The organism is Microbacterium sp. Cr-K32, assembly GCF_000708345.1.
In the GTDB taxonomy this organism is placed as follows: domain Bacteria; phylum Actinomycetota; class Actinomycetes; order Actinomycetales; family Microbacteriaceae; genus Microbacterium; species Microbacterium maritypicum_A.
Genome location: NZ_JARD01000018.1, coordinates 62,435 through 88,331, shown reverse-complemented (window position 1 = coordinate 88,331; position 25,897 = coordinate 62,435). Strand labels below are relative to the sequence as shown.

The 25,897-nt window shown below is 68.1% G+C and carries 32 protein-coding genes; 19 read left to right on the top strand and 13 right to left on the bottom strand.

Going from position 1 to position 25,897, the window contains the following annotated elements; genetic code table 11:
- Window positions 1-42: 42 nt before the first annotated feature.
- Both GZ64_RS0108740 and GZ64_RS0108735 read right to left on the bottom strand, forming a co-directional pair.
- Window positions 43-714 (bottom strand): potassium channel family protein, encoded by a 672-nt coding sequence (locus GZ64_RS0108740; protein WP_021198064.1) that lies wholly within the window; start codon window positions 712-714, stop codon window positions 43-45.
- Window positions 707-2,137: a TrkH family potassium uptake protein gene (locus tag GZ64_RS0108735; RefSeq protein WP_021198063.1), complete on the bottom strand. Its 1,431-nt coding sequence runs from the start codon at window positions 2,135-2,137 to the stop codon at window positions 707-709. Before GZ64_RS0108735 ends, GZ64_RS0108740 begins: the two co-directional genes overlap by 8 nt.
- Before the next feature lie 106 nt (window positions 2,138-2,243).
- On the opposite strand from GZ64_RS0108735, the gene GZ64_RS0108730 reads away from it, so the two are divergent.
- Both GZ64_RS0108730 and GZ64_RS0108725 read left to right on the top strand, forming a co-directional pair.
- Window positions 2,244-2,654, top strand: a complete 411-nt coding sequence (locus GZ64_RS0108730; protein ID WP_029259762.1) for an ArsR/SmtB family transcription factor — start codon at window positions 2,244-2,246, stop codon at window positions 2,652-2,654.
- A gap of 70 nt (window positions 2,655-2,724) precedes the next feature.
- Window positions 2,725-3,435, top strand: a complete 711-nt coding sequence (locus GZ64_RS0108725) for a DUF2071 domain-containing protein (protein ID WP_081859707.1) — start codon at window positions 2,725-2,727, stop codon at window positions 3,433-3,435.
- Between the two features lie 194 nt (window positions 3,436-3,629).
- Here the strand turns inward: GZ64_RS0108725 and GZ64_RS0108720 are convergent, their stop codons facing one another.
- Together GZ64_RS0108720 and GZ64_RS0108715 are read right to left on the bottom strand one after the other, a co-directional pair.
- The gene (locus tag GZ64_RS0108720) at window positions 3,630-4,457 is read right to left on the bottom strand and encodes an ABC transporter permease (RefSeq protein ID WP_029259764.1); all 828 of its coding nucleotides are present in this window, start codon (window positions 4,455-4,457) and stop codon (window positions 3,630-3,632) included.
- The gene (locus tag GZ64_RS0108715) at window positions 4,454-5,347 is read right to left on the bottom strand and encodes a daunorubicin resistance protein DrrA family ABC transporter ATP-binding protein (RefSeq protein ID WP_029259765.1); all 894 of its coding nucleotides are present in this window, start codon (window positions 5,345-5,347) and stop codon (window positions 4,454-4,456) included. Before GZ64_RS0108715 ends, GZ64_RS0108720 begins: the two co-directional genes overlap by 4 nt.
- A gap of 102 nt (window positions 5,348-5,449) precedes the next feature.
- On the opposite strand from GZ64_RS0108715, the gene GZ64_RS0108710 reads away from it, so the two are divergent.
- The 9 genes from GZ64_RS0108710 to GZ64_RS0108670 all read left to right on the top strand — a co-directional run bounded on the left by GZ64_RS0108710 (window position 5,450) and on the right by GZ64_RS0108670 (window position 10,486).
- A complete protein-coding gene (locus GZ64_RS0108710) occupies window positions 5,450-6,382 on the top strand; it encodes a TetR/AcrR family transcriptional regulator (RefSeq protein ID WP_029265969.1) in 933 nt (310 codons plus the stop codon).
- A gap of 109 nt (window positions 6,383-6,491) precedes the next feature.
- Window positions 6,492-6,683, top strand: a complete 192-nt coding sequence (locus GZ64_RS0108705) for a helix-turn-helix domain-containing protein (protein WP_017204627.1) — start codon at window positions 6,492-6,494, stop codon at window positions 6,681-6,683.
- A gap of 156 nt (window positions 6,684-6,839) precedes the next feature.
- On the top strand, window positions 6,840-6,938 hold the full coding sequence (locus tag GZ64_RS19680) for a 30S ribosomal protein bS22 (protein ID WP_003792170.1): 99 nt from the start codon (window positions 6,840-6,842) through the stop codon (window positions 6,936-6,938).
- 78 nt (window positions 6,939-7,016) lie between these two features.
- Window positions 7,017-7,319, top strand: a complete 303-nt coding sequence (locus GZ64_RS0108695) for a rhodanese-like domain-containing protein (protein ID WP_029265967.1) — start codon at window positions 7,017-7,019, stop codon at window positions 7,317-7,319.
- The gene (locus tag GZ64_RS0108690) at window positions 7,316-7,612 is read left to right on the top strand and encodes a glutaredoxin family protein (RefSeq protein WP_029259768.1); all 297 of its coding nucleotides are present in this window, start codon (window positions 7,316-7,318) and stop codon (window positions 7,610-7,612) included. Before GZ64_RS0108695 ends, GZ64_RS0108690 begins: the two co-directional genes overlap by 4 nt.
- Entirely contained in the window at window positions 7,609-7,911 is a 303-nt protein-coding gene (locus GZ64_RS0108685; protein WP_029259769.1) for a Dabb family protein, read from the top strand. Before GZ64_RS0108690 ends, GZ64_RS0108685 begins: the two co-directional genes overlap by 4 nt.
- Before the next feature lie 172 nt (window positions 7,912-8,083).
- Complete coding sequence (locus tag GZ64_RS0108680) at window positions 8,084-8,902, top strand: basic amino acid ABC transporter substrate-binding protein (RefSeq protein ID WP_021198054.1); 819 nt, start codon at window positions 8,084-8,086, stop codon at window positions 8,900-8,902.
- A gap of 34 nt (window positions 8,903-8,936) precedes the next feature.
- A complete protein-coding gene (locus tag GZ64_RS0108675) occupies window positions 8,937-9,734 on the top strand; it encodes an amino acid ABC transporter permease (protein WP_029265964.1) in 798 nt (265 codons plus the stop codon).
- Complete coding sequence (locus GZ64_RS0108670; protein ID WP_029259770.1) at window positions 9,731-10,486, top strand: amino acid ABC transporter ATP-binding protein; 756 nt, start codon at window positions 9,731-9,733, stop codon at window positions 10,484-10,486. Before GZ64_RS0108675 ends, GZ64_RS0108670 begins: the two co-directional genes overlap by 4 nt.
- Window positions 10,487-10,584: 98 nt before the next feature.
- Here the strand turns inward: GZ64_RS0108670 and GZ64_RS0108665 are convergent, their stop codons facing one another.
- The 6 genes from GZ64_RS0108665 to GZ64_RS0108640 all read right to left on the bottom strand — a co-directional run bounded on the left by GZ64_RS0108665 (window position 10,585) and on the right by GZ64_RS0108640 (window position 15,458).
- Window positions 10,585-10,764: a YegP family protein gene (locus tag GZ64_RS0108665; protein ID WP_017828129.1), complete on the bottom strand. Its 180-nt coding sequence runs from the start codon at window positions 10,762-10,764 to the stop codon at window positions 10,585-10,587.
- Between the two features lie 90 nt (window positions 10,765-10,854).
- On the bottom strand, window positions 10,855-11,946 hold the full coding sequence (locus GZ64_RS0108660; protein ID WP_021198049.1) for an ABC transporter ATP-binding protein: 1,092 nt from the start codon (window positions 11,944-11,946) through the stop codon (window positions 10,855-10,857).
- A complete protein-coding gene (locus GZ64_RS0108655) occupies window positions 11,943-12,737 on the bottom strand; it encodes an ABC transporter permease (RefSeq protein WP_029265962.1) in 795 nt (264 codons plus the stop codon). The genes GZ64_RS0108660 and GZ64_RS0108655 overlap by 4 nt, the downstream gene beginning before the upstream one ends.
- Window positions 12,734-13,672, bottom strand: coding sequence for an ABC transporter permease (locus tag GZ64_RS0108650; protein WP_231479855.1), 939 nt, complete (start codon window positions 13,670-13,672; stop codon window positions 12,734-12,736). The genes GZ64_RS0108655 and GZ64_RS0108650 overlap by 4 nt, the downstream gene beginning before the upstream one ends.
- Window positions 13,669-14,808 (bottom strand): ABC transporter substrate-binding protein, encoded by a 1,140-nt coding sequence (locus GZ64_RS0108645; RefSeq protein WP_021198046.1) that lies wholly within the window; start codon window positions 14,806-14,808, stop codon window positions 13,669-13,671. Before GZ64_RS0108645 ends, GZ64_RS0108650 begins: the two co-directional genes overlap by 4 nt.
- Window positions 14,809-14,942: 134 nt before the next feature.
- Window positions 14,943-15,458, bottom strand: a complete 516-nt coding sequence (locus GZ64_RS0108640) for a GNAT family N-acetyltransferase (RefSeq protein WP_029259774.1) — start codon at window positions 15,456-15,458, stop codon at window positions 14,943-14,945.
- 78 nt (window positions 15,459-15,536) lie between these two features.
- Here GZ64_RS0108640 and GZ64_RS0108635 point away from each other — a divergent pair, with 78 nt between their 5' ends.
- Window positions 15,537-16,367, top strand: a complete 831-nt coding sequence (locus GZ64_RS0108635; RefSeq protein ID WP_081859706.1) for a sulfite exporter TauE/SafE family protein — start codon at window positions 15,537-15,539, stop codon at window positions 16,365-16,367.
- Window positions 16,368-16,487: 120 nt separating this feature from the next.
- Here the strand turns inward: GZ64_RS0108635 and aspS are convergent, their stop codons facing one another.
- Window positions 16,488-18,269 carry an aspartate--tRNA ligase gene (gene aspS, locus GZ64_RS0108630; RefSeq protein WP_029259776.1) on the bottom strand — a complete coding sequence of 594 codons (1,782 nt, stop codon included), beginning with the start codon at window positions 18,267-18,269 and terminating at the stop codon, window positions 16,488-16,490.
- 136 nt (window positions 18,270-18,405) lie between these two features.
- Between aspS and GZ64_RS0108625 the strand changes: the two genes are divergently transcribed.
- Entirely contained in the window at window positions 18,406-18,786 is a 381-nt protein-coding gene (locus GZ64_RS0108625; protein ID WP_331280734.1) for a DUF5684 domain-containing protein, read from the top strand.
- Window position 18,787: 1 nt separating this feature from the next.
- Window positions 18,788-19,417: a histidine phosphatase family protein gene (locus GZ64_RS0108620; protein WP_021198041.1), complete on the top strand. Its 630-nt coding sequence runs from the start codon at window positions 18,788-18,790 to the stop codon at window positions 19,415-19,417.
- Between the two features lie 18 nt (window positions 19,418-19,435).
- On the opposite strand, the gene GZ64_RS0108615 is transcribed toward GZ64_RS0108620, so the two are convergent.
- Window positions 19,436-20,341 carry an NAD(P)/FAD-dependent oxidoreductase gene (locus GZ64_RS0108615; protein ID WP_029265957.1) on the bottom strand — a complete coding sequence of 302 codons (906 nt, stop codon included), beginning with the start codon at window positions 20,339-20,341 and terminating at the stop codon, window positions 19,436-19,438.
- A 57-nt stretch (window positions 20,342-20,398) separates the two neighbouring features.
- Between GZ64_RS0108615 and GZ64_RS0108610 the strand changes: the two genes are divergently transcribed.
- From GZ64_RS0108610 to ccsB, 5 genes are all read left to right on the top strand, one after another.
- Window positions 20,399-20,803, top strand: coding sequence for a MerR family transcriptional regulator (locus GZ64_RS0108610; RefSeq protein ID WP_029265956.1), 405 nt, complete (start codon window positions 20,399-20,401; stop codon window positions 20,801-20,803).
- A gap of 63 nt (window positions 20,804-20,866) precedes the next feature.
- Window positions 20,867-21,517, top strand: coding sequence for a TlpA family protein disulfide reductase (locus GZ64_RS0108605; protein ID WP_029259780.1), 651 nt, complete (start codon window positions 20,867-20,869; stop codon window positions 21,515-21,517).
- A 16-nt stretch (window positions 21,518-21,533) separates the two neighbouring features.
- Window positions 21,534-22,319: a cytochrome c biogenesis CcdA family protein gene (locus GZ64_RS0108600; RefSeq protein WP_029265955.1), complete on the top strand. Its 786-nt coding sequence runs from the start codon at window positions 21,534-21,536 to the stop codon at window positions 22,317-22,319.
- Window positions 22,320-22,371: 52 nt separating this feature from the next.
- Window positions 22,372-24,156, top strand: coding sequence for a cytochrome c biogenesis protein ResB (gene resB / locus GZ64_RS0108595; RefSeq protein WP_081859705.1), 1,785 nt, complete (start codon window positions 22,372-22,374; stop codon window positions 24,154-24,156).
- Between the two features lie 4 nt (window positions 24,157-24,160).
- On the top strand, window positions 24,161-25,135 hold the full coding sequence (gene ccsB / locus GZ64_RS0108590; RefSeq protein WP_021198980.1) for a c-type cytochrome biogenesis protein CcsB: 975 nt from the start codon (window positions 24,161-24,163) through the stop codon (window positions 25,133-25,135).
- Between the two features lie 120 nt (window positions 25,136-25,255).
- Here ccsB and GZ64_RS0108585 read toward each other — a convergent pair whose 3' ends face one another.
- Window positions 25,256-25,846, bottom strand: coding sequence for a 2'-5' RNA ligase family protein (locus GZ64_RS0108585; protein WP_231479854.1), 591 nt, complete (start codon window positions 25,844-25,846; stop codon window positions 25,256-25,258).
- Window positions 25,847-25,897: the final 51 nt, after the last annotated feature.

Genomic DNA, 25,897 nt, shown 5'->3' with positions numbered 1-25,897 from the left:
CATCCGCCGCGAGGGGGAGTCGGCAGACCGGACGACGCGTCGTCAGCGGTCGAGGCCGGCGAAGCGCTCGATGTCGCTGTTGGTGCCCGAGACGATGATGAGGTCGTGGTTCGTCACGATCGTGTTTGCCTCGGCGTAGCGGAACGGCTTGCCCGGACTCTTCACCCCGACGACGGTGACCTTGTACTTGGATCGCACGCCGGACTCGTTCAGTCCGACGCCGCGGATGAACTTCGGCGGGTACATCTTGGCGAGGACGAAGTCGTCGTCGAAGCGGATGAAGTCGAGCATCCGTCCGCTCACGAGGTGCGCCACGCGCTCACCCGCTTCGCGCTCGGGGTAGATGACGTGGTTGGCGCCGACACGGGCGAGGATCTTGCCGTGCGACTGGGAGACGGCCTTGGCCCAGATCTGCGGCACCTTCAGGTCGACGAGGTTCGCGGTGATCAGCACCGACGCCTCGATCGAGGATCCGACGGCGACGACCGCGACCTGGAAGTCCTGGGCGCCGATCTGACGCAGCGCGTCGATGTTCTTCGCGTCGGCCTGCACGGTGTGCGTGACCCGGTCGGACCACTTCTGCACGAGTTCGAGGTTGTCGTCGATCGCGAGCACCTCGCGGTCGAGGCGATCGAGCTCGCCGGCGCAGGCAGCGCCGAACCTGCCGAGACCGATGACGAGGACGGGAGCGTCGCCCCGCAGGACTTCAACCAACGATCGGCCTTTCCACGGGCAGTGAGTAGTACTGCGTTCGCGATGTCGCGGCGACCGCCGCGGCGAGTGTCACTGTACCAACGCGGCCCATGAAGATGGTCGCGGCCATCACGTACGAGGCCGAATCGGGAAGTTCCGCGGTGAGCCCCGTCGACAGGCCGACCGTGCCGAACGCCGAGATCACGTCGAACAGCACGTGGCTGATATCGGCCTTGGTGATCTGGGCGATGACGATCGTCGACAGCGCGACGATCGTGGCCCCCCACGCGACGACGCTGAGGGCCACGCGCTGCACGTCGCTCGGGATGCGGCGGCCGAACGCCTCGACGGACTGACGGCCCTTGGCCTCGGACCACACGGCGATGGCGAGCACGGCGAGGGTGGTCACCTTGATGCCGCCGGCCGTCGACGCCGAGCCGCCGCCGACGAACATCAGCATGCTGGCCGCGAGCAGGGAGGACCCGTTCAGGTCGTCCATCTCGATCACGTTGAAACCGCCGGATCTGGTCATCGCCGAGAGGAAGAACGCCTGGAAGGTGGTGTCGGTGGCGTCCATGGAGCCGAAGGTCTTCGGGTTGTTGAACTCGAGGATGACGAAGACGGCCGCGCCCAGGATGAACAGGAGGATGGTCGTGACGAGGGTGAGCTTGGTGTGCAGGGACCAGCGCTTCACGTGCCAGACGTGCTTGGCGAGCGTGTAGATGACGGGGAAGCCGATGCTGCCGAGGAAGACGCCCACCATGAGGAGTGAGAGCACCAGGTAGTCGTCGGCGAACACCGCGACGCCGCCGTCGTTGGGAGCGAAGCCGGTGTTCGTGAACGCCATCGCCGCGAAGTAGGGCGCCTCCCAGAGCGCCGCGATCGGGTCGACCCCGGCCATCACGAGCGCGGGATAGAGGAGGATCGCGAGCGACGCTTCGATGATGAGCGCCGAGACGGCGACGGTGGTCAGCAGCTGGCCGACTTCGCCGAGCCGCACGGTCTGGCTCTCGTTGACCACGCCGCCGTGCGCGCGCATCGGATTCGTGTCGCCGGCGGCCATCAGCTTGGCACGCAGGCCGAGGCGCTTCGAGATCAGCATGCCCATGAGAGACGCGAGGGTGAGGACACCCAGGGCGCCGATGTTCACGCCGAGGAACACCACGACGTGTCCGAAGGGGGACCAGTAGTTGGCCATGTCGACCGTTGCGAGTCCGGTGACGCAGATGGTGGAGACAGCGGTGAAGAGGGCGTCGCTCAGCGGCGTGACCGTGCCGCTCGCGGAGGCGATCGGCAGGGAGAGGAGAACCGTGAACACGAGGATCAGCAGCGCGAAGACGACGATCGCGAAGCGCGACGGCGACGAGGTGACGAGGTGCTTGACCCATCCGGCCGCACTCTTCAGGCTCTGCCGCGGGGACGACGCCGAAACGATGCCCGACATCGCTGCCCCCTCTGGTTTCTCCTTCGGTCGCGCCGAGCGACCGCACGGCGCCTGTCGCCGAGCCTTCGTCATGGTACTCCGTGCCGGGGACGACTACCCTGAACTCATGACGGACATCTTCGACGTGATCGCAGACGGTACGAGGCGAGACATCCTCCAGCTCCTGCTGCGGCGCACGACCGAAGGGGAGGCCGGCACCAGCGTCAGCCAGATCGTCGCCGATCTGGGCATCAGCCAGCCCACCGTGTCGAAGCACCTGAAGGTGCTGCGCGACGCCGAGCTGGTCACCGTGCGCGAAGACGGTCAGCGCCGTTTCTACAGCCTCGCGGTCGAGCCGCTCGAAGTCGTGGACGACTGGCTGGTGCCGTTCCTGGTCGACGCCTACGGCGACAGCGCACCCGACATCGATTACCACGCGGTTCCCGAAAGCGCGGCGCATGCCGCCGAGGTCGTCGGACGGGCGGCCGCCTCCGCGAAGCACGTCGTCGCGAACGCGCTCAAGCGGCTCGGAGCGTGACGGTTCGAGCGACGCCGAACGACCGCATCAAAGGCTTGTAGCTATTTAGCAAAGCTGTTAAATTCTAGGCATGAACCTCCTCATGCGCACACTTCGCGGCCGTATGCGGCGCCGTCTGCTGCTGACGTATCGGGTCGATCCGTCGGTGGCCGGCGAGATGATCCCCGCCCCCTTCCGCCCGCAGCTCATCGACGGGAGCGCGGTCGGCGGGGTGTGCCTGATCGCGCTGACGGAGCTGCGTCCCGGTTGGCTGCGACCGCGGTGGGGCATCTCCACGGAGAACGCCGCGCACCGGTTCGCGGTCGAGTGGGACGAGAGCGGGACCACGCGCACTGGCGTCTACGTGATCGAGCGGCACTCCTCGGACATCGTGCCCGTCATCGGCGGGGGTCGGTTCTTCCCCGGCGTGCAGCGGCGCGCGCGGTTCGACATCGACGAGACCGACTCGCGAATCCAGGTCCGGATGCAGGCGTCCGACGCGAGCGTCTCCGCAGACATCGAGGTGTCGGAGGAATGGGAGAGCTCGCTCTTCCCGACAGTGGGCGACGCTTCACGGTTCTACCGGGCTGGCGCCACCGGCTGGTCGCCGCGACGCGACGGCAGGGGAGCGGAGGCCGTAGAGCTGTCCGCGGCGCGCTGGGCCGTGGAGGCGGGCCGCGTGAACGAGGTCAGGTCGTCGTTCTTCGACGGTCTTCCGCAGGGCGCCGCGCAGATCGACAGCGTTCTGGTGATGCGCGATCTCCCCGTCAGCTGGCGGAGACCCGCAACGACTCGCCCCTGACGACAGGGGGGCTTGTCATCAGGGGCGAGGTGCGGGTCCCCACACCCGGGGCGGACTCGGCGGTGCCGGCACGAGCCCTGCGTCAACAGTCCCAGCGGCAGATGAGCGAAAGCCGCAGAACGCCTATGTCTCCGCTGGGATGTGGGCTCCGCGGGGATATGTCTTCGCGGGGATGCCCGCTGCCGCGGGTCCGCTCAGCGTCGCCCGGCTTTGCGGCGGAAGAGCCACGCACCCCAGGCGACTGCGATCGCGAGGATGACGACGCACCAGCCGATCGCCCACCACGCCTCGCTCTGCACGGGAGCATCAGTGAGCAGCCCGCGGATCGTCTCCACGATGGGTGTGATCGGCTGATTCGCGGCCACCGGCTGCAACCACTCCGGCATGCTCGCCACCGGGACGAACGCACTGGACAGGTAGGGGAGGAAGAGCAGCACGAAGCCGTAGCCGTTCGCCCCTTCCGGGCTTCCTGCGGCAAGGCCGATGGCGGCGAACAGATACGTGATCGCGAGGATGTACAGCGCGATCAGGGCGGCGAGCCCCACCCACTCCCCTGCGCTCGCGCTCGGACGGAAGCCCACGAGCACTCCCACGCCGATCACGATCGCCGTGGCGATGAGGTTGCGCAGCACGCTCGCGACGACGTGCCCGGTCAGCACCGCCCCCGCTCGCAGCGGCATCGTGCGGAACCGGTCGATGATGCCGGTGCGCATGTCGTTCGCGACATACACGGCGGTGGAGGAGGCTCCGAACCCCGCGCAGGTGAGGATGATGCCGGGCACCACGTAGTCGACGTAGGCGCCGGACGGATCGATCGCTCCGCCGAACACCCACGTGAACATGAGCATGAGCATGACGGGCAGCATGATCGCCATGAGCAGCGATTCGCCGTCCCTCAGCGAGTGGCGCAGGCTGCGACCGACGAACACCGCCTCGGCGGTGAGGCCTCGCAGGCGCGGGCGCGGTGAAGGGGCGGGGAGGGCAGATGCCGCGGAGCGAGGGGCGGCGAGGGTGATGTTCATGCGAGCTCCTTCACGGGGTGGTCGATGGGGGCGGCCGCGGTGACGGCGAGGAACACGTCGTCGAGGGTGGGGCGGCGCAGGGTCACGGTGCCGTCCTCTCCGTCTTCGTCGAGCAGGTCGAGCGCTCGCCGGAGGTCGGCGACCGTGCCATCGGTGGGGATCTGCCGGTGAAGCTCGCCGCGGCGGTCGTGGAGTTCGACGGTGTCTCCGCCGACGCGCGCCTTCAATGCGGCAGGCGTGCCGAGGGCGGCGACCCTGCCGTCGTGCAGCACGGCGATGCGGTCTGCCAGCTGATCGGCCTCCTCCAGGTACTGGGTGGTGAGGAAGACCGTCGTCCCCGCGTTCGCCAGCATGCGGATGATGTCCCACAGCCTGCGACGGCTGCGGGTGTCCAGACCCGTGGTGGGCTCGTCGAGGAACAGCACCTCCGGCGTCACTACGAAGCTCAGGGCGAGGTCGAGGCGACGTCGCATTCCGCCGGAGAACGTGCGCACCATGCGGGAGGCGGCATCCGTGAGATCGAACTGGTCGATCAGGTCGGCGGCACGTCGTCGCGCGGCTGCCCGTCCGAGCCCGGCGAGCCGCGCGAACATGACGACGTTCTCGGACGCGCTCAGTGCATCGTCGACGGCTGCCGCCTGGCCGGTGAGGCTGATCCGTCTCCGGACCTCGATCGCCTGCGTCCCGATGTCCCAGCCGGCGACCCGCGCCGAGCCGGCGTCTGCCGCGGTGAGGGTGGTGAGGATGTTGATTGTCGTGGTCTTGCCGGCGCCGTTCGGCCCGAGCAGGGCGAAGACCTCGCCGCGGGCGACCGCGAAATCCAGTCCGTCGACGACGGTCTTGTTCCCGAAGGCCTTGCGCAGCCCCTGCACCTCGATGGCTGTCTCCATCAGGCGCTCCTTTCTGTGTATGTAGAAAACTGTGTATCACCAACGCAACTGTGTATGACCGTAACACACTGTTTAGCTAATAAACAGAAGTAGGATGAGCGCATGACTGAGACGGAGCCGCCGGAGCTGCCACGCGGGATCGCGCTGGCGTGGGGTGTCGCCGCGAACCCGCAGCGTGGTCCCAAGCGCGAGATGAGCGTCGAGAAGATCGTCGACGCCGCCGTCGAGCTGGCGGATGCCGAGGGGATCGGCGCCGTGTCGATGGCCGCGGTCGCGGCGCGGCTCGGATTCACGCCGATGTCGCTGTACCGATACGTGACGGCGAAGGACGATCTGCTGCTGCTGATGCAGGAAGAGGCGACGGGGCTGCCGCCGCAGAGCCACCTCGAGGCCGACGGCTGGCGCGGACGACTGATCGCCCTGTATGAAGAGCAGGTCAAGCTCTACCTGCGCCATCCCTGGATGCTGTCCCTGCCGATCACCGGATCGCCGATCACCCCGAACAGCTCGGCCTGGCTGGATGCCGGGCTCGCCGCTCTCGACGGCACCGCGCTGACGACGGAAGAGCGCATGGCCGTCGCGCTCGCGGTGACCGGGCATGCCCGCTGGTGCGGGATCGTGCAGGCCGGCTACACCGAGCAGTCCCGCGGCACGGGACTCACCCCCGATGAGGTGGCCGCGAACGAAGCCGCTCTCTTCGATCGGGTGATCACGGCCGAGGAGTTCCCCGCGCTCCGTCGCGCGATCGAAGACGATGTGTTCACCTCGACGGCCGATCCGTTCCGGTTCGCCGTCGAGCGGACCCTCGACGGGGTCACGGCGTACATTGCGGGCCTCGACCGCGGAGAGATGCACGCCGAGGCGGCGGAGTGGATCGACATCGACCCGGCCGAGGTGTCCGGGGATCGTCGGCTCAAAGAGGCGCAGAAGGCGGTGCGCGAGGCTGAGAAGGCTCTGCGGGCGGCCCGCAAGATCGAGCGTCAGGCATGGCGGGAGGCCAGGGAGCGGTCGGCGAAGGTGAAGAAGTCCGGCTGAACCTGAGTTCTCGCGGTCTGTCGCACCTCACTGATCACACGAGTCACAGAGGTTTACACGCGTCCCAGCTACCACATAGAGTGTGCACATCGAGAAAGGGGTACGTGGGATGCCCGAGGTTCCTGACGTCCGATTCCTCACGGTTGCTGAGGTCGCAGAGCTCATGCGCGTGTCCAAGATGACCGTGTATCGGCTGGTCCATGCGGGGGAGTTGCCGGCCGTCCGTTTCGGGCGCAGCTATCGCGTACCCGAGTCCGCTGTGGCTGATGCGCTGCAGCGCCCGATCGCCGACGTCGGCTGACGTCGATCGCCTTCTCGTGCTCCGCCGCCGGTGGGCGGTCGATGCGTGTGACAGGCGACGCCTTCGGGTTTGCTAGACTGACCCGAGGCATTTTCCGTGCCCGTACCCGGGTGTCCGATTTCGGCGACACCCAGCCACTGACTTAGTGAGGTTTCCGTGGGTTCTGTCATCAAGAAGCGCCGCAAGCGCATGGCGAAGAAGAAGCACCGCAAGCTGCTTCGTAAGACTCGCCACCAGCGTCGCAACAAGAAGTAAGCGACCAGACACGAGCGCCTGTCTTCGGACGGGCGCTTTGTGTCTCCGGCCGCATCTCCGTCCCGCCGAGAGGATGTCATGAAGTCGATCACCGTCACCGAGCTCGCCAAGCGCACCGGTATCCCGCTCATCGATGTGCGGGAGGTGGACGAGTTCGCTGCCGGCCATGTGCCGGGGGCCGTCAACATCCCGATGTCCGAGATCGGCAACCGGCTGGAAGAGCTGCCTGCCGAGGCGTTCGACGTCATCTGCCAGGCAGGCGGGCGCTCGGCTCGTGTGGTCGAGGCTCTGGAGTCGCGCGGTTACGACGCCACGAACGTCGAGGGCGGCACCGGCGAGTGGATCGCCCAGGGCCGCGCGGTCGAGGTGCCGTCGGCGTGACCACGCTGACTCTGATCGGCAAGCCCGACTGCCATCTGTGCGACGTCGCCTCCGACGTCATCGATGCCGTCGTCGCCGATCTGCCCGACGCCGCCGCCGAGCAGATCGAGATCGTCGAGGCGTCGATCCAGGACGATCCCGCGCTGTACGAGCTGTGGTGGGAGAAGATCCCGGTCGTGCTGATCGACGGCGAGCTGCACGCGCATTGGCGCGTCTCGCCCGACCGGCTGCGAGAGGCGCTCGAAGACGCACTCCGTGGTGAATCCCCGACCGAACTGAAGGAAGCCCTGTGACCATCCGCCATGTCGTGACCTGGAAGCTCGCCGCCGAAGACGCCGCCGAGCGTGGTGCCCAGGCTGCCGAGGTCGCTCGCCGGCTGAACGCTCTCGACGGTGTCGTCCCGCAGCTCCTCTCCATCTCCGCCGGCGCGAACGTCGCCTATCCGGAGGCGAACTGGGACGTCACGCTCGTCGCGGACTTCGCCTCGGTCGCGGCGATCGACGAGTACCAGGTGCACCCCGCGCACGCCGAGGTCGCCGCGTACATCCGATCGGTCGTCGCCTCGCGCGTCGCCGTCGACTTCGAGGTCTGACACCGCGTCGCACCGACCCAGGAACTCGGTTTCCACGTGTGATCGGGGCGTACTTGCAACACAAACGTAATGCGCGCGGATGCCGATGTCATTGGTCACGCGACGAGCCGCATGTTTAGATGAACTCCTACCCGTCAGCGGGCCTCCGTGCCCTCGACTCACAGGAGCCGACATGCCTCGTCGCAACCTCATCGCCGGCCTCGCCCTCGTGGCGACGGCCACCCTCGCGCTCGCCGGCTGCGCCACCGGATCATCCGACGCGGGAAGCAGTGACGCTCCCGCCGCCGACGACAAGTACGGTCTCGTCGAGGCCGGAACGCTCACCGTGTGCTCCGACGTCCCCTACCCGCCGTTCGAGGTCGAGGACCCCTCCAGCGAGACCGGCTACTCCGGCTTCGACATCGACCTGCTCAGTGCGATCGCCGAGAAGATCGACCTGAAGCTCGCCGTGCAGGACGTGGGCTTCGACGCGCTCCAGTCCGGCACCACGCTCGCCGCCGGCACGTGCGACATCGGTGCCTCTGCGATGACCATCACCGACGAGCGCAAGGCGAACATCGACTTCTCCGACCCGTACGTCGACTCGCTGCAGTCGCTCCTCGTGCGCGCCGACTCGGACATCAAGTCGATCGACGACCTCGACGGCAAGAACGTCGGCGTGCAGCAGGGCACCACCGGCGAGACCTACGCGGGCGAGAACGCTCCGGGTGCGCAGCTGGTGCAGTACCCCTCGGACGGTGAGCTGTGGCCGGCCATGCAGGCGGGTCAGATCGACGCCATCCTGCAGGACCAGCCCGTCAACTACGTGCACGAGCAGGACGACCCCGACTACAAGATCGTCGAGACGTACCCGACCGACGAGTCGTACGGCTTCGCCTTCGCCAAGGGCGAGAAGGACGAGCTGCGCGACGCGGTCAACAAGGCGCTCAAGGAGCTCCAGGACGACGGCGGATACCAGAAGATCTACGACGAGTACCTCGCGGCCAAGTGACCGGCGGGGTCGGTAGAGCGGGAGGTCCTCGACGATGGCGTTGAGGCGTACCACCAAGAGCAAGCTGTATCGCTACACGGTCTACGTGGTGCTGATCGTGATCGCCGTCTGGGCGATCGTGAGCACCGACTGGGCGAAGATCGGCCCGCTGTTCTTCAATCCTGAAGTCGCGGCGAAGATGTTCCCCGGGATCATCACGACCGCGTTGGTCAACACGCTGTGGTTCACGGCCGTTGCCTTCGCCGGGGGGCTGCTGCTCGGAGTCGTGCTGGCACTGATGAAGCTGTCGACCATCGCGCCGTTCCGGTGGATCGCGACGTGCTGGATCGAGTTGTTCCGGGGGCTCCCCGCGATCCTCACGATCTTCGGCATCGCGTTCATCCTGCCGATCGCGCTGGGCGTGCCCGGCACGAAGCTGGGCGGACCCGTCGTGCTCGGTCTCATCGGTCTCGTCCTCGTCGCCTCGGCATACATGGCCGAGACGATCCGTGCGGGCATCCAGGCCGTTCCGAAGGGCCAGACCGAGGCGGCGCGCTCGCTCGGCATGTCGCCCATGAAGACGACGTTCTGGATCATCGTGCCGCAGGGGTTCCGGATCATCATCCCGCCTCTGACCAACGAGTTCGTGCTGCTGCTGAAGGACACGTCGCTGCTCTTCGTGGCGGGTTCGTTCATCTGGTCGAAGGAGCTCACGACCTTCGCCCGCGATGCGAGCACGCAGAACGCGAACGGAACGCCGCTGATCATGGCGGCGATCCTGTACCTGATCGTGACGATCCCGCTCACGCGCTTCAGTGCGTGGCTGGAGCGACGGATGTCGAGGCAGCGATGATCACCGACCTGATTGATGTCCACGCCCCCGCGATCGACGTGCAGGGGCTCGTGAAGTCGTTCGGCGACAACGAGGTGCTCAAGGGCATCGACCTCACCGTCACCAAGGGCGAGGTCGTGTGCGTGATCGGACCTTCGGGCTCGGGCAAGTCGACGCTGCTGCGTTCGGTGAACCTGCTCGAGGAGCCGACCGGCGGCAAGGTGCTGATCGAGGGGATCGACATCACCGACCCCGACGTCGACATCGACCGCGTGCGCACCCGCATCGGCATGGTCTTCCAGAGCTTCAACCTCTTCCCGCACCTCGATGTGCTGGGCAATCTCACGATCGCCCAGCAGCGCGTGAAGAAGCGGTCGAAGAAGGAAGCCGAGCTGATCGCGCACGCCATGCTCGCCCGGGTCGGTCTGGCGGAGAAGGCCGACGCCTACCCGGGGCACCTGTCGGGAGGGCAGCAGCAGCGTGTGGCGATCGCCCGTGCACTGTGCATGAACCCCGACATGATGCTGTTCGATGAGCCCACCTCGGCGCTCGACCCCGAGCTGGTCGGCGAGGTGCTGCAGGTCATGCGATCGTTGGCCGACGAGGGGATGACGATGCTCGTCGTCACGCACGAGATGGGATTCGCACGCGAAGTCGGATCCCGCCTCATCTTCATGGACGGTGGGCACATCGTCGAGGAAGGCGACCCGCGCGAGGTTCTCGGCAACCCTCAGCATCAGCGCACGAAGGACTTCCTCTCGCGCGTGCTCTGACCCGAGATCTGGTTCGCCGACACCTATCGCAATCGCCGAGACCCCCTGTTGCAGACGTCTGCAACAGGGGGTCTCGGCGTGAAGCGTGGGTATCGAGCTCAGTCGGCCTCGACGACCTCGGCGTCTGCGGCGTTGCGACGCACGGAGTCGATGCCGTTCAGGGCGGCGGACTTCGACGAGTAGCCTTCGCTGATCGCGATGACCTCGCCGTTGCCGGCCTTCAGACGGAACCGGTACTCGCCGGACTTGTCGGTGTACAGCTCGAACGTGCCTGCCATGAGGCGTCCTTTCTCTCTCGGATGGAGGGAACCCCGCCCCTCGGGCCTCACGCTAGCGCTCGGGTCAGGCCCGGGGGAAGAGCGATGGGTTCAACCGCGCGGGTGCACGGCGACAGGCTCGGGAGCGATCGCGATGCGCACCCGATCCCCGAACGCGGGGTGGGTGCCCGGCGCATGCTGCACCCGGACGAGCTCACCGGATTCGGTGCGGACGAGCGTACGACGCATGCTGCCGAGGAAGGTGCTCTCCTCGACCAGGGCATCGGCTGCGGCGTCGGCCTCGGATGCGAAGTAGACGTTCTCCGGTCGCAGATACACGTCGACCGGCCCGTCCGCCCGTGACTGGAGAGGAAGCCGCTGCCCCCAGACCATCACATGATCGCCCTCGGCGACCCCGGATACGACGCTGGACAGGCCGACGAAAGCCGCGACTCCGGCGGTCGAGGGCATCGTGTAGAGCTGTTCGGGGGAACCGATCTGCTCGATACGACCGTCGTTCATCACGGCGATCCGGTCGGAGACGGCCAGCGCCTCCTCCTGGTCGTGGGTGACGAACACGGTCGTGATGCCGAGGCGCAGCTGGATGCGGCGGATCTCGTCGCGCAGCTGCACGCGCACCTTCGCGTCGAGCGCGGAGAGCGGTTCGTCGAGAAGCAGCACCTTGGGCTCGGTCACCAGCGCACGGGCGAGCGCCACCCGCTGCTGCTGTCCGCCGGAGAGCTGGTGCGGAAAGCGATCGGCGAAGTCGGCGAGTCCGACCAGCGCGAGGGCATCGACGGCGCGGCGCGAGGCTTCCGCCTTCGCGATCCCGCGCCGGCGCAGGCCGAAGGCGGTGTTCTCGGCGACCCGCAGGTGCGGGAAGAGCGAGTACGACTGGAAGACCATCCCGATGTCGCGCTTGTTCGTGGGCACTCGGGAGACGTCTCCGCCGCCCAGGAGCACGGCCCCCTCGTCCGCACCCTCGAGACCGGCGAGCACACGCAGCAGCGTGGTCTTGCCGCAGCCGGAGGGGCCGAGGAGCGAGACGAACTCCCCGGGGGCGATGTCCAGGTCCACACCGTGCAGCACCCGGTTGCCGCCGTAGCTCTTGACGATGCCCTGCAGCTCGACGCGCGTTCCCTCGCCCGCCTGCGAGAGCAGCAGGTTGTCCTTGGTGCGCGGCAGCGCGTGGTCGAGGGTCATGAGCGGGCCTTTCCGGTACCGCGGGCGACGCGGCCGATGACGAGGAGCAGGAGGAAGACGAGCACCAGCGCGAGCAGCGTGAAGATCGCCGGCGCATAGGGATCCTGTTTGTTCACGACGACCATGGCGGTCTGGAACACCTGGCGGTTCAGGAGCGAGGCGATCGTGAACTCGCCGAGCACCACCGCGATGGAGATGAGCGATGCGGCGAGCAGCCCCTGGCGGAGGTTCGGAGCGAGCACCCGGAGGACGACCGTCGGCCAGCTGGCGCCGAGCGACCGTGCGGCCTCGGCGAGGGTGCGCAGGTCGGCGGCATCGATCGACGCCTGGATCGAGCGGAACGCGAACGGCAGCACGGTGATCCCGTAGGCGAAGGCGAGCGTCCAGGTGCCGGTGCCGAAGGCGCGACCGATCTGCAGGTAGATGGGAGCGAGGCCGACCACGAGCACGATGGCGGGGATGGAGATGGGCAGCAGCACCGCGAACTCGAAGGCGGGCTTGAGCTTGGGGAAGCGCAGGTTCACCAGGATCATGGTGGGGGCGAGCAGGAGCAGCACGATGGCCACCGTGACGACGGCCAGGATCAGGGAGTTGCCCAGGCCCGCCCAGATCGGCCTCAGGGTAGCGGCCGCCGCGGGGTCGAACAGCGCGATCCAGCGGGCGAACGACAGCCCGCCCTCGGGGTCGCGCAGCGTGAAGAGGAACGTCGACACCAGGGGAACGGCGAAGAACGCACCGACGAGGATGCCGATGACCCCGCGGGTCGCGAGGGAGGGACCGAGCCGGTTCACGACTGCCACCTGGCCGCGCGTCGTTGCACGAGGGAGTACAGGGCCATCACGATCCCGACGATCACGATCATGCCGAGCGCGAGGGCGCCGGCGAGGTTCTCGCGGCCGAGGACCGTCTCGCTCGTGAGGGCAGTGCGAATCTGCAGCGGCACGATCTGCGCTCCCTGACTGGCGAGGGCGGCGGCGGTGGCGTACGACGAGAACGAGTTCGCGAACAGCAGCAGCAGGCTGGCGAGGAACGACGGCGCGAGCACCGGGATGCCGATACGCAGCCAGAAGCTCGCGCGGGTGCCGCCGAGTGTGAGGTTGGCCTCGGCCCACTGCGGCTTGAGCGCGGCGAGGGCGGGCATGAAGGTGATGACCATGAGCGGGATCTGGAAGTAGAAGTAGGGGAGGACGAGACCGGGCAGCTCGTACAGCCAGGTGCCGTTCTCGAAGATGTTGACGCCGAACGAGTCCTTCAGGAAGACCGTGACGACACCCTGGATGCCGATGGTCGCGATGAAGGCGAACGCCAGCATGACGCCACCGAACTGGGCGAGCACACCGGCCGCGGCGTCCACAGCCGAGCGCGTTCGGCCTTCGGGGTCCATGCCGAGCAGGGCGTAGCAGACGAGCGCACCGACGAGCGCACCCACCACGGCGGTGAGCAGCGAGAGCCCGGCGGAGTTCGCGAAGGTGTTCAGCACGACGGGATCGGCGAGGGCCGACATGTTCGACCAGGTGAAGGAGCCGTCCTTCGTGAAGAAGCCGGAGCCGATCGACAGGATCGTCGGCACCGCCAGGAAGAGCACGACGTATGCGGCGAACGGGACGAGCCCGAGCCAGGCGAAGGACGGAGCGGACCGCCGGGCCCTCGCGTGCGGCGAGGACCCGGCGGAGGTGGTGGGGGCGGATGCCGCGGCATCCGCCCCCGTTGCGGTGAGGGTGGTCACTGGACCGCCGAGGCCCACTTCTCGCCGAGCAGCGTGCCGGCGTTCGTCGACTGCTCCTCGGTCGGGACGACCGTCTCCTCCGGTGCCTCGGGGAGTGCCGCAGCGAGGTCGGCGTCGATCGTGCCGGCGTCGGTCATGGCCTCCATGCGCACCGGACGGGCGCCGCCCTTCAGCCAGAGGTTCTGCACCTCGTCGCTGTAGAGGAACTCCTGCCACAGGCGGGCAGCAGCCGGGTGCGGGGCGTCGGCGTTGATGGCCTGGTTGTAGTACCCGGCGTAACCGGTGCCGTCGAACACGACGACCTTCCAGTCCTTGTTGTCGGCCGTGTGCGAGGCGTTCAGGTAGTCCCAGTCGAACACGACGGGGGTCTCGCCGCTCGCGATCGTCGCGGTGGTCACGTCGACCTTGAGCAGGTTTCCGGCCTTCTGCAGCTCGGAGAAGAAGTCTATGCCCGGCTGGAAGTCGTCGAGCGTGCCGTCGGACTGCACGGTGGCGAGGCCGACGGCGGCGAAGGCCGCACCGGCCTGGGTCGGGTCGCCGTTGATCGCGACGGCGCCCTTGTAGTCGGCCGAGAGCAGGTCGGAGAGTTCGGCCGGAGCGTCGAACTTCGACGAGTCGTAGCCGATCGACATGTACCCGCCGTAGTCGCCGACGAAGAGGCCGGTGGGCTCCTTCAGCTCCTCGGGGATGTCATCCCACGTCTGCACCTTGTACGGCGCGAAGACGTCGGTGTTCTGCAGGGCGACCGTGAGGCCGATGTCGAACACGTCGGGCGCGGTGTCGAGTCCCTCGTTCGTCTTCGCGGCCTGGATCTCCTCGGCGCTCGAGACGTCGGGGGAGGCCTCGTTGATGGTGATCTCGGGGTACTTCTCGGCGAACAGGTCGAGGATCTCGCCGTAGTTCGCCCAGTCGCGGGGGAGCGCGATGACGTTGAGCGAGCCTTCGGCCTTGGCTGCAGCCTCGAGGTCGGCGAAGGTGCCGAAGTCGGTGACAGAGGTCGCGGCGGAGGCGTCGACGTCGGAGCTGCCTCCGCCGGTCGCGTCAGCTGCGCCGGAGCAGGCCGTGAGTGCGAGTGCGGCCGTGGTGGCCAGGGCGATGCCGGCGCCGATGCGCGCGCGGCGGGTGAAGCGAGCCATGAGTGTCCTCTCGGTGTCCGGCGCTGTGAGCCGGTTTCGGGTTGCGAGAGGACACTATGAGGCGCAGGTTGCCGCCCGTCGCGGGTCTGGTGAACGGACGGTGGCGAGCCGGTGGCCGAACAGGGCCGCGGAGCTCAGCCCTGCGGCACGCTGTACTTGAAGCCGCGGTGCGAGCCGATGTAGCCGAGACGCTCGTAGAAGCGGTGCGCGTCGGTGCGGGCGGCATCGGAGGTGAGCTGCACCATGGTCGCGCCGACTGCGGGGGCTGCGGCTTCGCCGACCCAGCGCATCACGGCAGAGCCGATGCCCGACGAGCGCAGTGTGCTCTGCACCCGCACCGCCTCGACGAGCAGCCGCCGCGCGCCGCGGCGCGCCATCCCGGGGATCGAGGTGAGCTGCAGCGTCGCGACGATCGCGCCGTGGAGCTCGACCACGAGCAGATCGTTCGACGGCTCGGCCAGGATCTCGACGAGCCCGCGTGCGTACGCGGGACGATCCTCGTCGGACGCCACATCGCCGCGGGCCGCGCTGATCGGGTCGTCGGCGAGCAGTGTGATCACGGCATCCGTGTCGTCGACCGTCGCACGGCGCAGGAGCGCGGTTCCGATACGCGATTCGAGCGGCTGGGGCAGCGGGAGGGCGTCGAGCATGCCTCCAGTCTGCCAGCGCCCGCGTCCGGTGCGAGCGCGGATGCGGGGGTCGTGCCGACTCTCTGGAATCATGGCGAGGTGGATATCGGCGCCGTGCTCGGACTCGAGCAGCTCACGTGGGGGGTGCTGCTGCTCGTGGTGATCGCCGCGTTCTGCGCCGGCTGGATCGACGCGGTCGTCGGCGGGGGAGGGCTGCTGCAGCTGCCGGCCCTGCTGCTGATCCCCGGCATCTCCCCGGTGCAGGCGCTCGCCACCAACAAACTCGCCTCGGTGTTCGGCACCGCGACCAGCAGTGTGACCTACTACCGACGAGCCAGGCCCGACCTGCGCACTGCCGTGCCGATGGCGATCATCGCGTTGATCGGGTCCTTCGGCGGAGCAGCCGTCGCGACGGTGCTGCCGCCGGCCGCGTTCAAGCCGATCATCGTGATCGCGCTGCTCGCGGTGGCGCTGTTCACCGCGTTCAAGCCGCAGATGGGCGCGGCGACCCAGCTGCGGTTCGACGGGCACAAGCACCACATCATGGCGGGTGCCGCGGGGCTCGGCATCGGCTTCTACGACGGCATGATCGGACCCGGGACCGGCACCTTCCTCGTGATCACCCTGGTCGCGCTGCTCGGCTACGACTTCCTGCAGGCGAGCGCCAAGGCCAAGATCGTCAACCTCGCGACGAACGCGGGTGCGCTCATGCTGTTCATCCCGCACGGTGCCGTGCTGTGGCTGCTCGGCGGCATCCTCGCAGTCGCGAACGTCGCCGGCAGCTACCTCGGCTCGCGGATGGCGATCTCGCGCGGGACCACCTTCATCCGCGTGGTCTTCCTCGTCGTCGTCATCGCGCTGATCGCGAAGCTCGGCGTCGACGTGTGGAACGAGAACATCGTGCCCGCGTTCGCGGCGCTCTCGTCCTAGGCTCGAGATGCTCTGCGGCGCGCGGCCTGGGGGATCAGGCAGAAACGCCGGATCAGGCAGGTTCTTCGCAGAACCGCCTGATCCGGCGTGTGTGCCTGGGCTCGCGCGAGGCGGTGGGCGTCAGGCCTCGTCGTCCTCGGGCTCGTAGTCGACACCGGCCTCGGCGCGCTGCGCGTCGGTGATCGGTGCCGGGGCGGAGGTCAGCGGGTCGAAGCCGTTGCCCGACTTCGGGAACGCGATGACCTCGCGGATCGACTCGGTCTTGGTCAGGTGCTGCAGCACGCGGTCCATGCCGAGTGCGATCCCGCCGTGGGGCGGTGCGCCGAACTTGAACGCGTCGAGCAGGAAGCCGAACTGCTCGTCGGCCTGCTCGTCGCTGATGCCCATGACCTCGAACACACGCTTCTGCACGTCTTCGCGGTGGATGCGGATCGAGCCGCCACCGAGCTCCGAGCCGTTGCAGACGATGTCATACGCGTAGGCGAGAGCGGAGCCGGGGTCGGTGTCGAACGTGTCCTGGAACTCCGGCTTCGGGCCGGTGAACGCGTGGTGCACGGCCGTCCAGGCCCCCGCGCCGACGGCGACGTCGCCGGAGGCCACGGCGTCGGCTGCCGGCTCGAACATCGGAGCGTCGACGACCCAGGTGAACGCGAACTCGTCGGGGTTCAGGTAGCCGAGGCGGCGGCCGATCTCGACGCGCGCGGCGCCGAGGAGTGCGCGGCTCTCCTTAGTGGCACCGGCGGCGAAGAAGACGCAGTCTCCGGCTTCGGCGCCGACGAGGTCGGCGAGCCCGGCCTGCTCGGCCTCGGACAGGTTCTTCGCGGCGGGGCCACCGAGCGTGCCGTCCTCGTTGAACAGGACGTAGGCGAGGCCGCGTGCGCCGCGCTGCTTGGCCCAGTCCTGCCAGGCGTCGAGCTGCTTGCGCGGCTGCGAGGCGCCGCCGGGCATACGCACCGCACCGACGTACTCGGCCTGGAAGACGCGGAACGGGGTGTTCTGGAAGTACTCGGTCGCGTCGACGAGCTCGAGGCCGAAGCGCAGGTCGGGCTTGTCGGAGCCGTACTTGGCCATGGCGTCGGCGTAGGTCATGCGCGGCAGCGGGGTCGCGACCTCGACGCCGATCGTCGCCCACATCGCCACGATGAGCGACTCCATGAGGGTGATCACGTCTTCCTGGTCGACGAAGCTCATCTCGATGTCGAGCTGCGTGAACTCCGGCTGCCGGTCGGCGCGGAAGTCCTCGTCGCGGTAGCAGCGCGCGATCTGGAAGTACTTCTCGACGCCGCCGACCATCAACAGCTGCTTGAACAGCTGGGGGGACTGCGGCAGGGCGTACCAGCTGCCGGGGCTCAGACGAGCGGGCACCAGGAAGTCACGGGCGCCCTCAGGCGTCGAGCGGGTGAGGGTCGGGGTCTCGACCTCGGTGAAGTCGTCGGCGTGCAGCACGTCGCGGATCGCCTTGTACACGTTCGAGCGCAGACGCAGGGCAGCGGCCGGGGCCGGGCGGCGCAGGTCGAGGTAGCGGTACTTGAGGCGGGCTTCCTCGCCCACGGTCTCGGTGTCGGCGAGAGCTGTGGAGACCTGGAAGGGCAGAGGCGCGGACTCGTTCAGCACCTCGACGTCGGTCGCGATGAGCTCGATCTCGCCCGTGGGCAGGTTCGGGTTCGCGTTGCCCTCGGGGCGCAGCGAGACCTCGCCGGTCACCTTCAGCACGAACTCGTTGCGCAGCGGGTGGGCGATCTCCTCGTCGCGGATGACGACCTGGGCGATGCCGGAGGCGTCCCGCAGATCGATGAAAGCGACTCCTCCGTGGTCACGACGGCGATCGACCCAACCCGAGAGGGTGACGGTCTGACCGATGTGCTCGGCTCGCAGAGAGCCTGCCGAGTGGGTGCGAAGCACGGAGTATTCCTTCTGATCTGGGAAATGGGGAACCCGCCCATTCTACGGGGGCGGTCGGGAGGTCTTCGGCCCGGTCACCCACTCCCGGGCCGGCATATCAGTAGGATCGCCACGACACAGCTCTTACACAGAAAGGGTGCACGTGGACAACAACGGCATCTCCGATCTCTACGCATCGATCTTCTCCGGTACCACGGGCCTGATCGCGCTCGTCTTCTACATCCTCGTCGCCATCGGGCTGTGGAAGGTCTTCACGAAGGCCGGATACCCCGGCATCCTCGCGATCATCCCGATCGTGAACCTCGTCTTCCTGGTGAAGATCGCCGGATTGTCCGGCTGGTTCGCACTGCTCTACCTCATCCCGATCGCGAACCTGATCCTCGCGATCATCGTCGCGTTCAAGCTCGGCGAGCGCTTCAACAAGGGCGGGGTCTTCTCGTTCTTCCTGCTGTTCTTCTTCCCGTACATCGGGTACCTGATCCTCGGCTTCGGGGATTCGCGCTACAGCAAGGCGTGAGATGACGGCGTCCCGGTTGCACCTCGTCCGACACGGCGAGGTGCACAATCCGGCCCGCGTGCTCTACGGTCGTCTTCCCGACTACCACCTGAGCGACGCGGGCCGGGGGATGGCCGCAGCGGCCGCCGGCCATGTGGCGGCGCTCGACCGTCCCGTCTCCGCGCTCTATGCGTCGCCGCTCGAACGCGCGCAGGAGTCGGCAGAGCCGTTCGCCGAGCGCTTCGACCTCGTGCCGGAGATCGACATCCGTCTGATCGAGCCGACGAACGTGTTCGAGGGGACGCAGATGCGTCGCTCGCTGATGAATCCCATGAACTGGTGGCACCTGCGGCAGCCTTCGCTGCCCAGCTGGGGCGAGCCCTACTCGTCCATCGCGGAGCGGATGCTCGGTGTCATGGACGAAGCCTGGGACGCGGCGCCCGACGGCGACGTCGTGATGGTGTCGCACCAGGCGCCGATCTGGATCACCCACCTCCGCGTCGCGGGGCTTCCGCTCCGGCACGATCCGCGCACCCGACGCTGCGCCCTGTCGAGCGTCACCTCGTTCGAGCGCGTCGGCGATGTCTGGCGCGAGGTCGCGTATGCCGAGCCTGCGGCGACCGGCGGCGCCGTCGACGTCGGCGCGGTCTGATCCGCGATTCGGGCGTGATCAGTGCTCAGCGGCCAGCAGCGACTGGATGATGCCGACCGCTGCGAGCTGACCGGCAGCCGCGGCCAGCAGCACTGAGGCCATGGGCCCGGGAAGGGTCGCGCGGTGCGCGAGGTCGCCTGCAGCGAAGACGCCGGGGCGCGAGGTGCGTCCGAACTCGTCGATCTCGATGCACCCGGAGTCGAGCATTCCCAGTCCGAGCTGGGCGGCGAACGGCGACCGCTGGCGCATCTCCCCGGCAGAGATGAATACGCCGTCGACGACGCTCTCGTCGGTGTCCGTGTGAACGCGGACACCTCCGTCGACCTTCTCGACGGAGGTGACCGGCGTGCGGCGCACCTGCGCGCCTTTCGCCTCGAGAGTTCGGATCTCGTCGTCTGCGAACTCCTCCCCGACGGGTGCGACGGTGATGTTCCCGGCGATCCGACCCAACAGGCCGATGAGGTGCTCGGCCCGAGGTGCGGCGCCGATGATGGCGATGTCCCTGCCGGCATGCTCGTGTCCGTCGCAGAACGGGCAGCTGAAGGCGAATGTGCCCCACAGGTCGTGCAGCCCCGGGACATCGGGAAGGTCGTCGGCGACGCCCGTGGCGAGGATGACCCGACGTCCCTCGACGACGGTGCCGTCGGACACGCCCACGACGAACGCGCCCTCGACGCCCGAGACGCTCGTCGCCGCCGCGTCGCGGATCTCCACGTCGTCGTACTCCGCGAGCTCGGCGCGGGCGGTCGCGCGCAGCGCCGACGGTGGCATCCCGTCCGCGCCGATCATGTTGTGCATGTGCAGCACGGTGCCGTTGCGGTACTCGCCCGAATCCAGGAGCAGAGTCGAGCGGTGCATCCGTCCGAGGGTCAGGGCGGCCTGGAGTCCTGCCGGTCCTGCGCCGATCACGATGGCGTCGTACATGGGGGTCCTTCCGGTGGCGGGGTTGCTTTCCCCGTCAGTCTGTGACTTCATGTCAACATGAAGTCAAGCGATGCGCACCCCTGGTCCGTCGGCGACGTGGCCGAGCGCTTCGAGCTGCCGACGAACGTGCTGCGGCACTGGGAGTCGGTGGGGCTGCTCACTCCTCCGCGCGACTCCGCAGGGCGGCGGCGCTACGGCGAGGATGAGGTCGTGCGCATCGCCGTGATCCAGCGCAGCAAAGCAGCGGGGATGAGCCTCGAACAGATCGCGGTGCTGCTCGACGACGGGAGCGCCGGGCGGCACCAGGTGTTGCAGCAGCACCTGGACGACATCGATCGCCGTATGGAGGAGATGCGTCGATCGCGGGAGATGACCGAGCACGCGATGGGCTGCCGCGCGCACGACATCGCCACCTGTCCGCGGTTCCGGGCGGGCGTGGACGACGTCCTGGCGCGCTTCTGATGGGCCTCCGAAGGGTGCTCGTTTCCGGCTCGCGCATAGGAAGCTCTGCGTAAACTCGGAGTCGTGCCAAGCGATTCGACGGTCCGTCCGATCCGCAGCGGCCGCTCCTCCCGCACACGGCGCTCGCGCCGTGCGGTCGGTGCCGCGCTCGCTGCGGTGCTCGCCATCGGTCTGAGCGCCTGCGCTCCCGATCCGGTCAGCGAATCGTTCCTGAACGGCGAGAACACCGGTTATGTCGCCGCCGACGGGGCGATCGTCGAGATCCCGGTCTCCGAGCGCGGTGAACCCGTCGTCTTCAGCGGAGTGACCGAGAAGGGCGAGGAGTTCGACAGCGCCGACATCGCCGGACAGGTCGCTGTCGTCAACTTCTGGTACGCCGGCTGCGCGCCGTGCCGCCTCGAAGCAGCCGATCTGGAAGGTGTCTGGCAGGACTTCCGCGATCAGGACGTCGCGTTCATCGGCATCAACACCCGTGACCAGGCGGACACGGCAGTGGCCTTCGCGAACGAGTACGGTGTCACGTACCCGAGCCTGATCGACGTCGACACCGCCCAGGCCAAGCTCGCCTTCGCGAAGGAGACGCCGATCGCCGCGACGCCGACGACCCTCGTGCTCGACAAGCAGGGCCGGGTCGCCGCGCGCATCATCGGCCCGATCGACGGCAAGTCGATCCTCTCCACGCTCGTCAAGGACGCCCTCGCGGAGACGTCGTGACCACCCGGGGAACGTCGTGAATCCCGAAGCGATCATCGGATCCGGGGCCCTCTGGATCGCGATCCCGGTGGCGATGCTCGCGGGACTCGTCTCGTTCCTCTCCCCGTGCGTGCTCCCGCTCGTCCCCGGCTACCTCGGCTTCCTCGGCGGTGCCGTCGCGCCTCGGTCGACCGCTGCTGCCGGTGCGGAAGGCGGGACGAAGACGCAGACCACCGAAACCGCGACGAGGGGGCGGCTCGTCGGGGGCGTGCTGCTGTTCATCCTCGGGTTCACGATCGTCTTCATCCTCTACACCGTGCTCGGCGGAACGGCCGGGGTCTTCCTGCTGCAGTGGGGCGACCTCATCACCCGCATCCTGGGCGTGGTCATCATCGCGATGGGCCTCGTGTTCCTCGGCCTCTTCGGCTTCGCGCAGAAGGAGTTCCGCTTCCACGTCGACTCCAAGGCGGGGATCGTCGGTGCGCCGCTCCTCGGGGTGGCGCTCGGGATCGGCTGGGCACCGTGCATGGGGCCGACGCTCGCGGCCATCCTCGCCCTCTCCTTCAACGCCGGCGATCCGGTGCGCGCAGGTTTCCTCGGCCTGGCCTATTCGCTGGGCCTCGGGATCCCGTTCCTGCTCGTCGCCCTCGGCTTCGGCTGGGCGACGAAAGCGGTCGGCTTCCTCCGCCGCCACGTCCGGGTCGTCAACATCGTCGGCGGCGTGATGCTGATCCTGCTGGGCATCCTGATGGTGACCGGCCTCTGGACCGACATCATGTCGCGCCTGACGGCGGTGATCGGAAGTGTCATCCTCCCGCTCTGATCGCTCCACGACGTCCACCAGCTCCGACAAGAACCCCCGCACTGAGAAGGCCATGACCAAGAACAAGGGTGCCGCGAACAGCGACTCCAGCGATCCGCTCCGCCCGTCCGACCACGTCGACGGCGACGACTCGATCACCCAGCCGCGGCTGGGGTTCGTCGGCTGGCTGCGCTGGGGCTGGCGTCAGCTGACCTCGATGCGCACGGCGCTCATCCTGCTGCTCGTGCTCGCGATCGCCGCGATCCCGGGCTCGATCTTCCCGCAGCGGATGGCCGACCCGAACGGCGTCACGCAGTGGGAGCGCGACAACCCCGACCTCTTCCCGGTGCTCGACGGGCTGAAGCTGTTCGATGTGTACCTGTCGCCGTGGTTCTCGGCGATCTACCTGCTGCTGTTCGCTTCGCTCGTCGGGTGTGTGATCCCGCGCATCAAGCACCACGCCAAGGCACTGCGCGCGCGTCCGCCGCGCACTCCCGCTCGACTGCAGCGGCTCGAGGACTACCGTGCGATCACGCGCGATCCGTCCGCGGACTCGGGCACCAGGACCGGTGACGCCGAAGCGGAGGCGGCCGCGTCCATCGACGTCGCGACGAAACAGCTGAAGGCCCTCGGTTACCGGGTGGAGCGCTACGACCGCGGACGCACGTTCTCGGTCTCCGCCGAGCGCGGCTACTGGCGCGAGACCGGCAACCTGATCTTCCACCTCGCGCTCGTGGGCGTGCTGGTCACGGTCGGCATCGGCGGCGGCTTCTCGTACACCGGTCAGCGCGTGCTGGTGGAGGGGGAGACGTTCGCCAACACGCTCCTCGACTACGACTCGATGAACCGCGGTCGCTTCGTGGGTGACGATGCGTTCGCCCCGTACTCGATGCGCCTCGACTCGTTCGATGTGACGTATCAGCCGTTCGGCGAGCCCGGCTCCGGACAGGCCGGCGACTTCTCCGCCAACGTCACGGTGCAGGAGAACGGGGAGGAGCGCACGGGGTCCGTCAAGGTCAACGAGCCGCTCGGGGTGGCCGACGACGACGTCTTCCTGCTCGGCAACGGCTACGCGCCGACCGTGACCGTGCGCGACCCCGAAGGCAACGTGGTGTTCACGAACAGCACCCCGTTCCTCCCGCAGGACAACAACATGACCTCGCTGGGCGTGCTCAAGGTGCCGGACGGGCTGGCCGAGCAGGTCGGCCTGGTCGGATTCTTCTACCCGACGACGGGTGTGCTCGAGAGCGGCGCGTTCTTCTCCGCGTACGGCGACCTCACGAACCCGACGCTCACGCTCGACGTGTACACGGGCGACCTCGGCATCAACGAGGGCGTGCCGCGCTCGGTCTACGTGCTCGACACCACCGGGATGACAAAGCTCACCGGCCGCACCACCGACGTGAAGTCGATCGAGCTGGCCCCCGGACAGACCGCGCAGCTGCCCAACGGCCTCGGCTCGGTGACCTTCGAGGACGAGTCGCCGGCCGGCGCGACGGATGCCTCTGAGTCGGTGAAGCGTTTCGCCTCGCTGCAGATCCACCGCGACGAGTCCGGAGTGTGGGTGCTCGGCTTCGCGCTGCTCGCCCTCGGCGGCCTCATGATCGCGCTGTTCGTTCCGCGCCGACGCGTGTGGGTCAAGGCCACGGCGCACGATGGCGAGATCGCCCTCGAGTACGCGGCCCTCGCGCGAGGGGAAGACCCGACGCTCGCGGCAGCCGTGGAAGACCTCGTCGCCGGTCACGCCCGACTGCTCGATGCGGCCGGGGGCACCACGGCGCGCCCACCGATCGATGATCCCGCGGACGAGTCCGCCGAGCCGGAAGCCCCGGCAACCGACACCCGGAAAGTAGACTGACACCATGCTCGAGCTCAACGTGATCTCGCCGGTCCTGCTCTGGACGGCGATCGCGATCTACGCGGCGGCCTTCGTGGCGTACGCCTTCGATCTCGCGCGGCGCTCGCAGGCGACGGCCGATGCGCAGAACGTGCGCGAGTCTGTGCTCGTCGGGGCCGGTGGCGGCAGCATCACCGCATCCACCGGCGCTCCCGTGGCAGACGCCGCTCCGCAGCGATACGTGATGGCCCGGATCGGCACCTCCCTGACCGTGCTCGGTTTCCTCTTCCACCTCGCCGCCGCGGTCACCCGTGGCATCGCGGCAGGCCGGGTGCCGTGGGCCAACCTGTACGAGTTCGCGATGATGGGCACGCTGCTCATCATCGCGGTGTACCTCGTCGTGCTCACTCGCATCGACCTGCGCTTCCTCGGTACCTTCATCACCGGCCTCGTCGTGGTGCTGCTCGGCCTCGGTGCGACGAACTTCTACGTCGATGTCTCGCCGCTGATGGACCCGCTGAAGAGCGTGTGGCTCGTCATCCACGTGTTCGTGGCCTCGGTCGCGACGGCGTTCTTCGCCCTCGCATTCGCCCTGTCGGTGATCCAGCTGATGCAGTCGCGACGTGAGCGACTTCTCGGCGAAGGCGCGAAGAAGACCGGGCCCGGCTTCCTCCGTACCTTCCCGAACGCCGTGCGCCTGGAGAGCCTGGCGTACATGTTCACCATCATCGGCTTCATCCTCTGGACCTTCACGCTCATCGCGGGGTCCATCTGGGCCTACTACGCCTGGAGCCGTTTCTGGGGCTTCGACGTCAAGGAGACCTGGACCTTCGTGATCTGGGTCATCTACGCCGGATACATCCACGCCCGTGCGACGCGCGGCTGGCGCGGCAACCCCTCGGCCTGGCTGGCGATCGTCGGGTTCTCCGCTGTGATCTTCAACTTCACGATCGTGAACGTCTTCTTCAAGGGCCTGCACGCCTACTCCGGCCTGAGCTGAGTCTGCCTCCGGCTGCGAAAACGGAGACCTCCCGGCTTCGTCCCGGCGCGTCTGAACAAGACACGTGGGGCGGGGTGCGGGAGGTCTCTGTTTTGGCCGAGGGGCGAGCTGGGCCGAGGGTCAGCCGCCGAGAGGGAGGACCTCGGCGTACTCGATGCCGTCTTCGTACCAGACCAGCTCTGCTTCGGCGATGACCTCGGTGGGCGCGGGTGAGAGCGGGCGGACCTCGGCTTTCACGAACCGCGACCAGTCGGCCGCGTCGAGGGTCTTGCCGTAGAGCACCGACAGGTGGAACGTCCAGTCGGCCAGCGGGAGTTCGCCGAGGCGGCGGTAGTCCGTGGCGTCCAGCGCGGCAGTCAGGGTCGAGTATGCCGAGATGAGCGAGGCGCTCCGGGCGAGGCGCACGATCAGGATCTGCCAGGGCAGGGGGAACTCGTCGACGGCCTCGGCGCTCACCTCGATCGGTTCTTGCTGTGCCGCCCAGGTGCGGATCAGCGCGGCGAGTTCCTCGCGCCGCTCGGGCTCAAAGAACCCCCGGAGCGTGACGTGTCCGGTGTGCGGACGCCGCGCCGGGATACCGAGGCGATCGAGCGCGGTCTCCTGGATCTTCCGATAGACCTCGGCGACCGCACCGGAGGGCCGGAGCACGAGGTACTGCTGCCCCTCGAGGCTCGCGAGTTGGTCGGGGGTGTCCATGAACGGTCGACGCATGTCAGGATCCTAGGTCGCGGGCGACGCGTGCCGAAACGGAAACGGTCACAG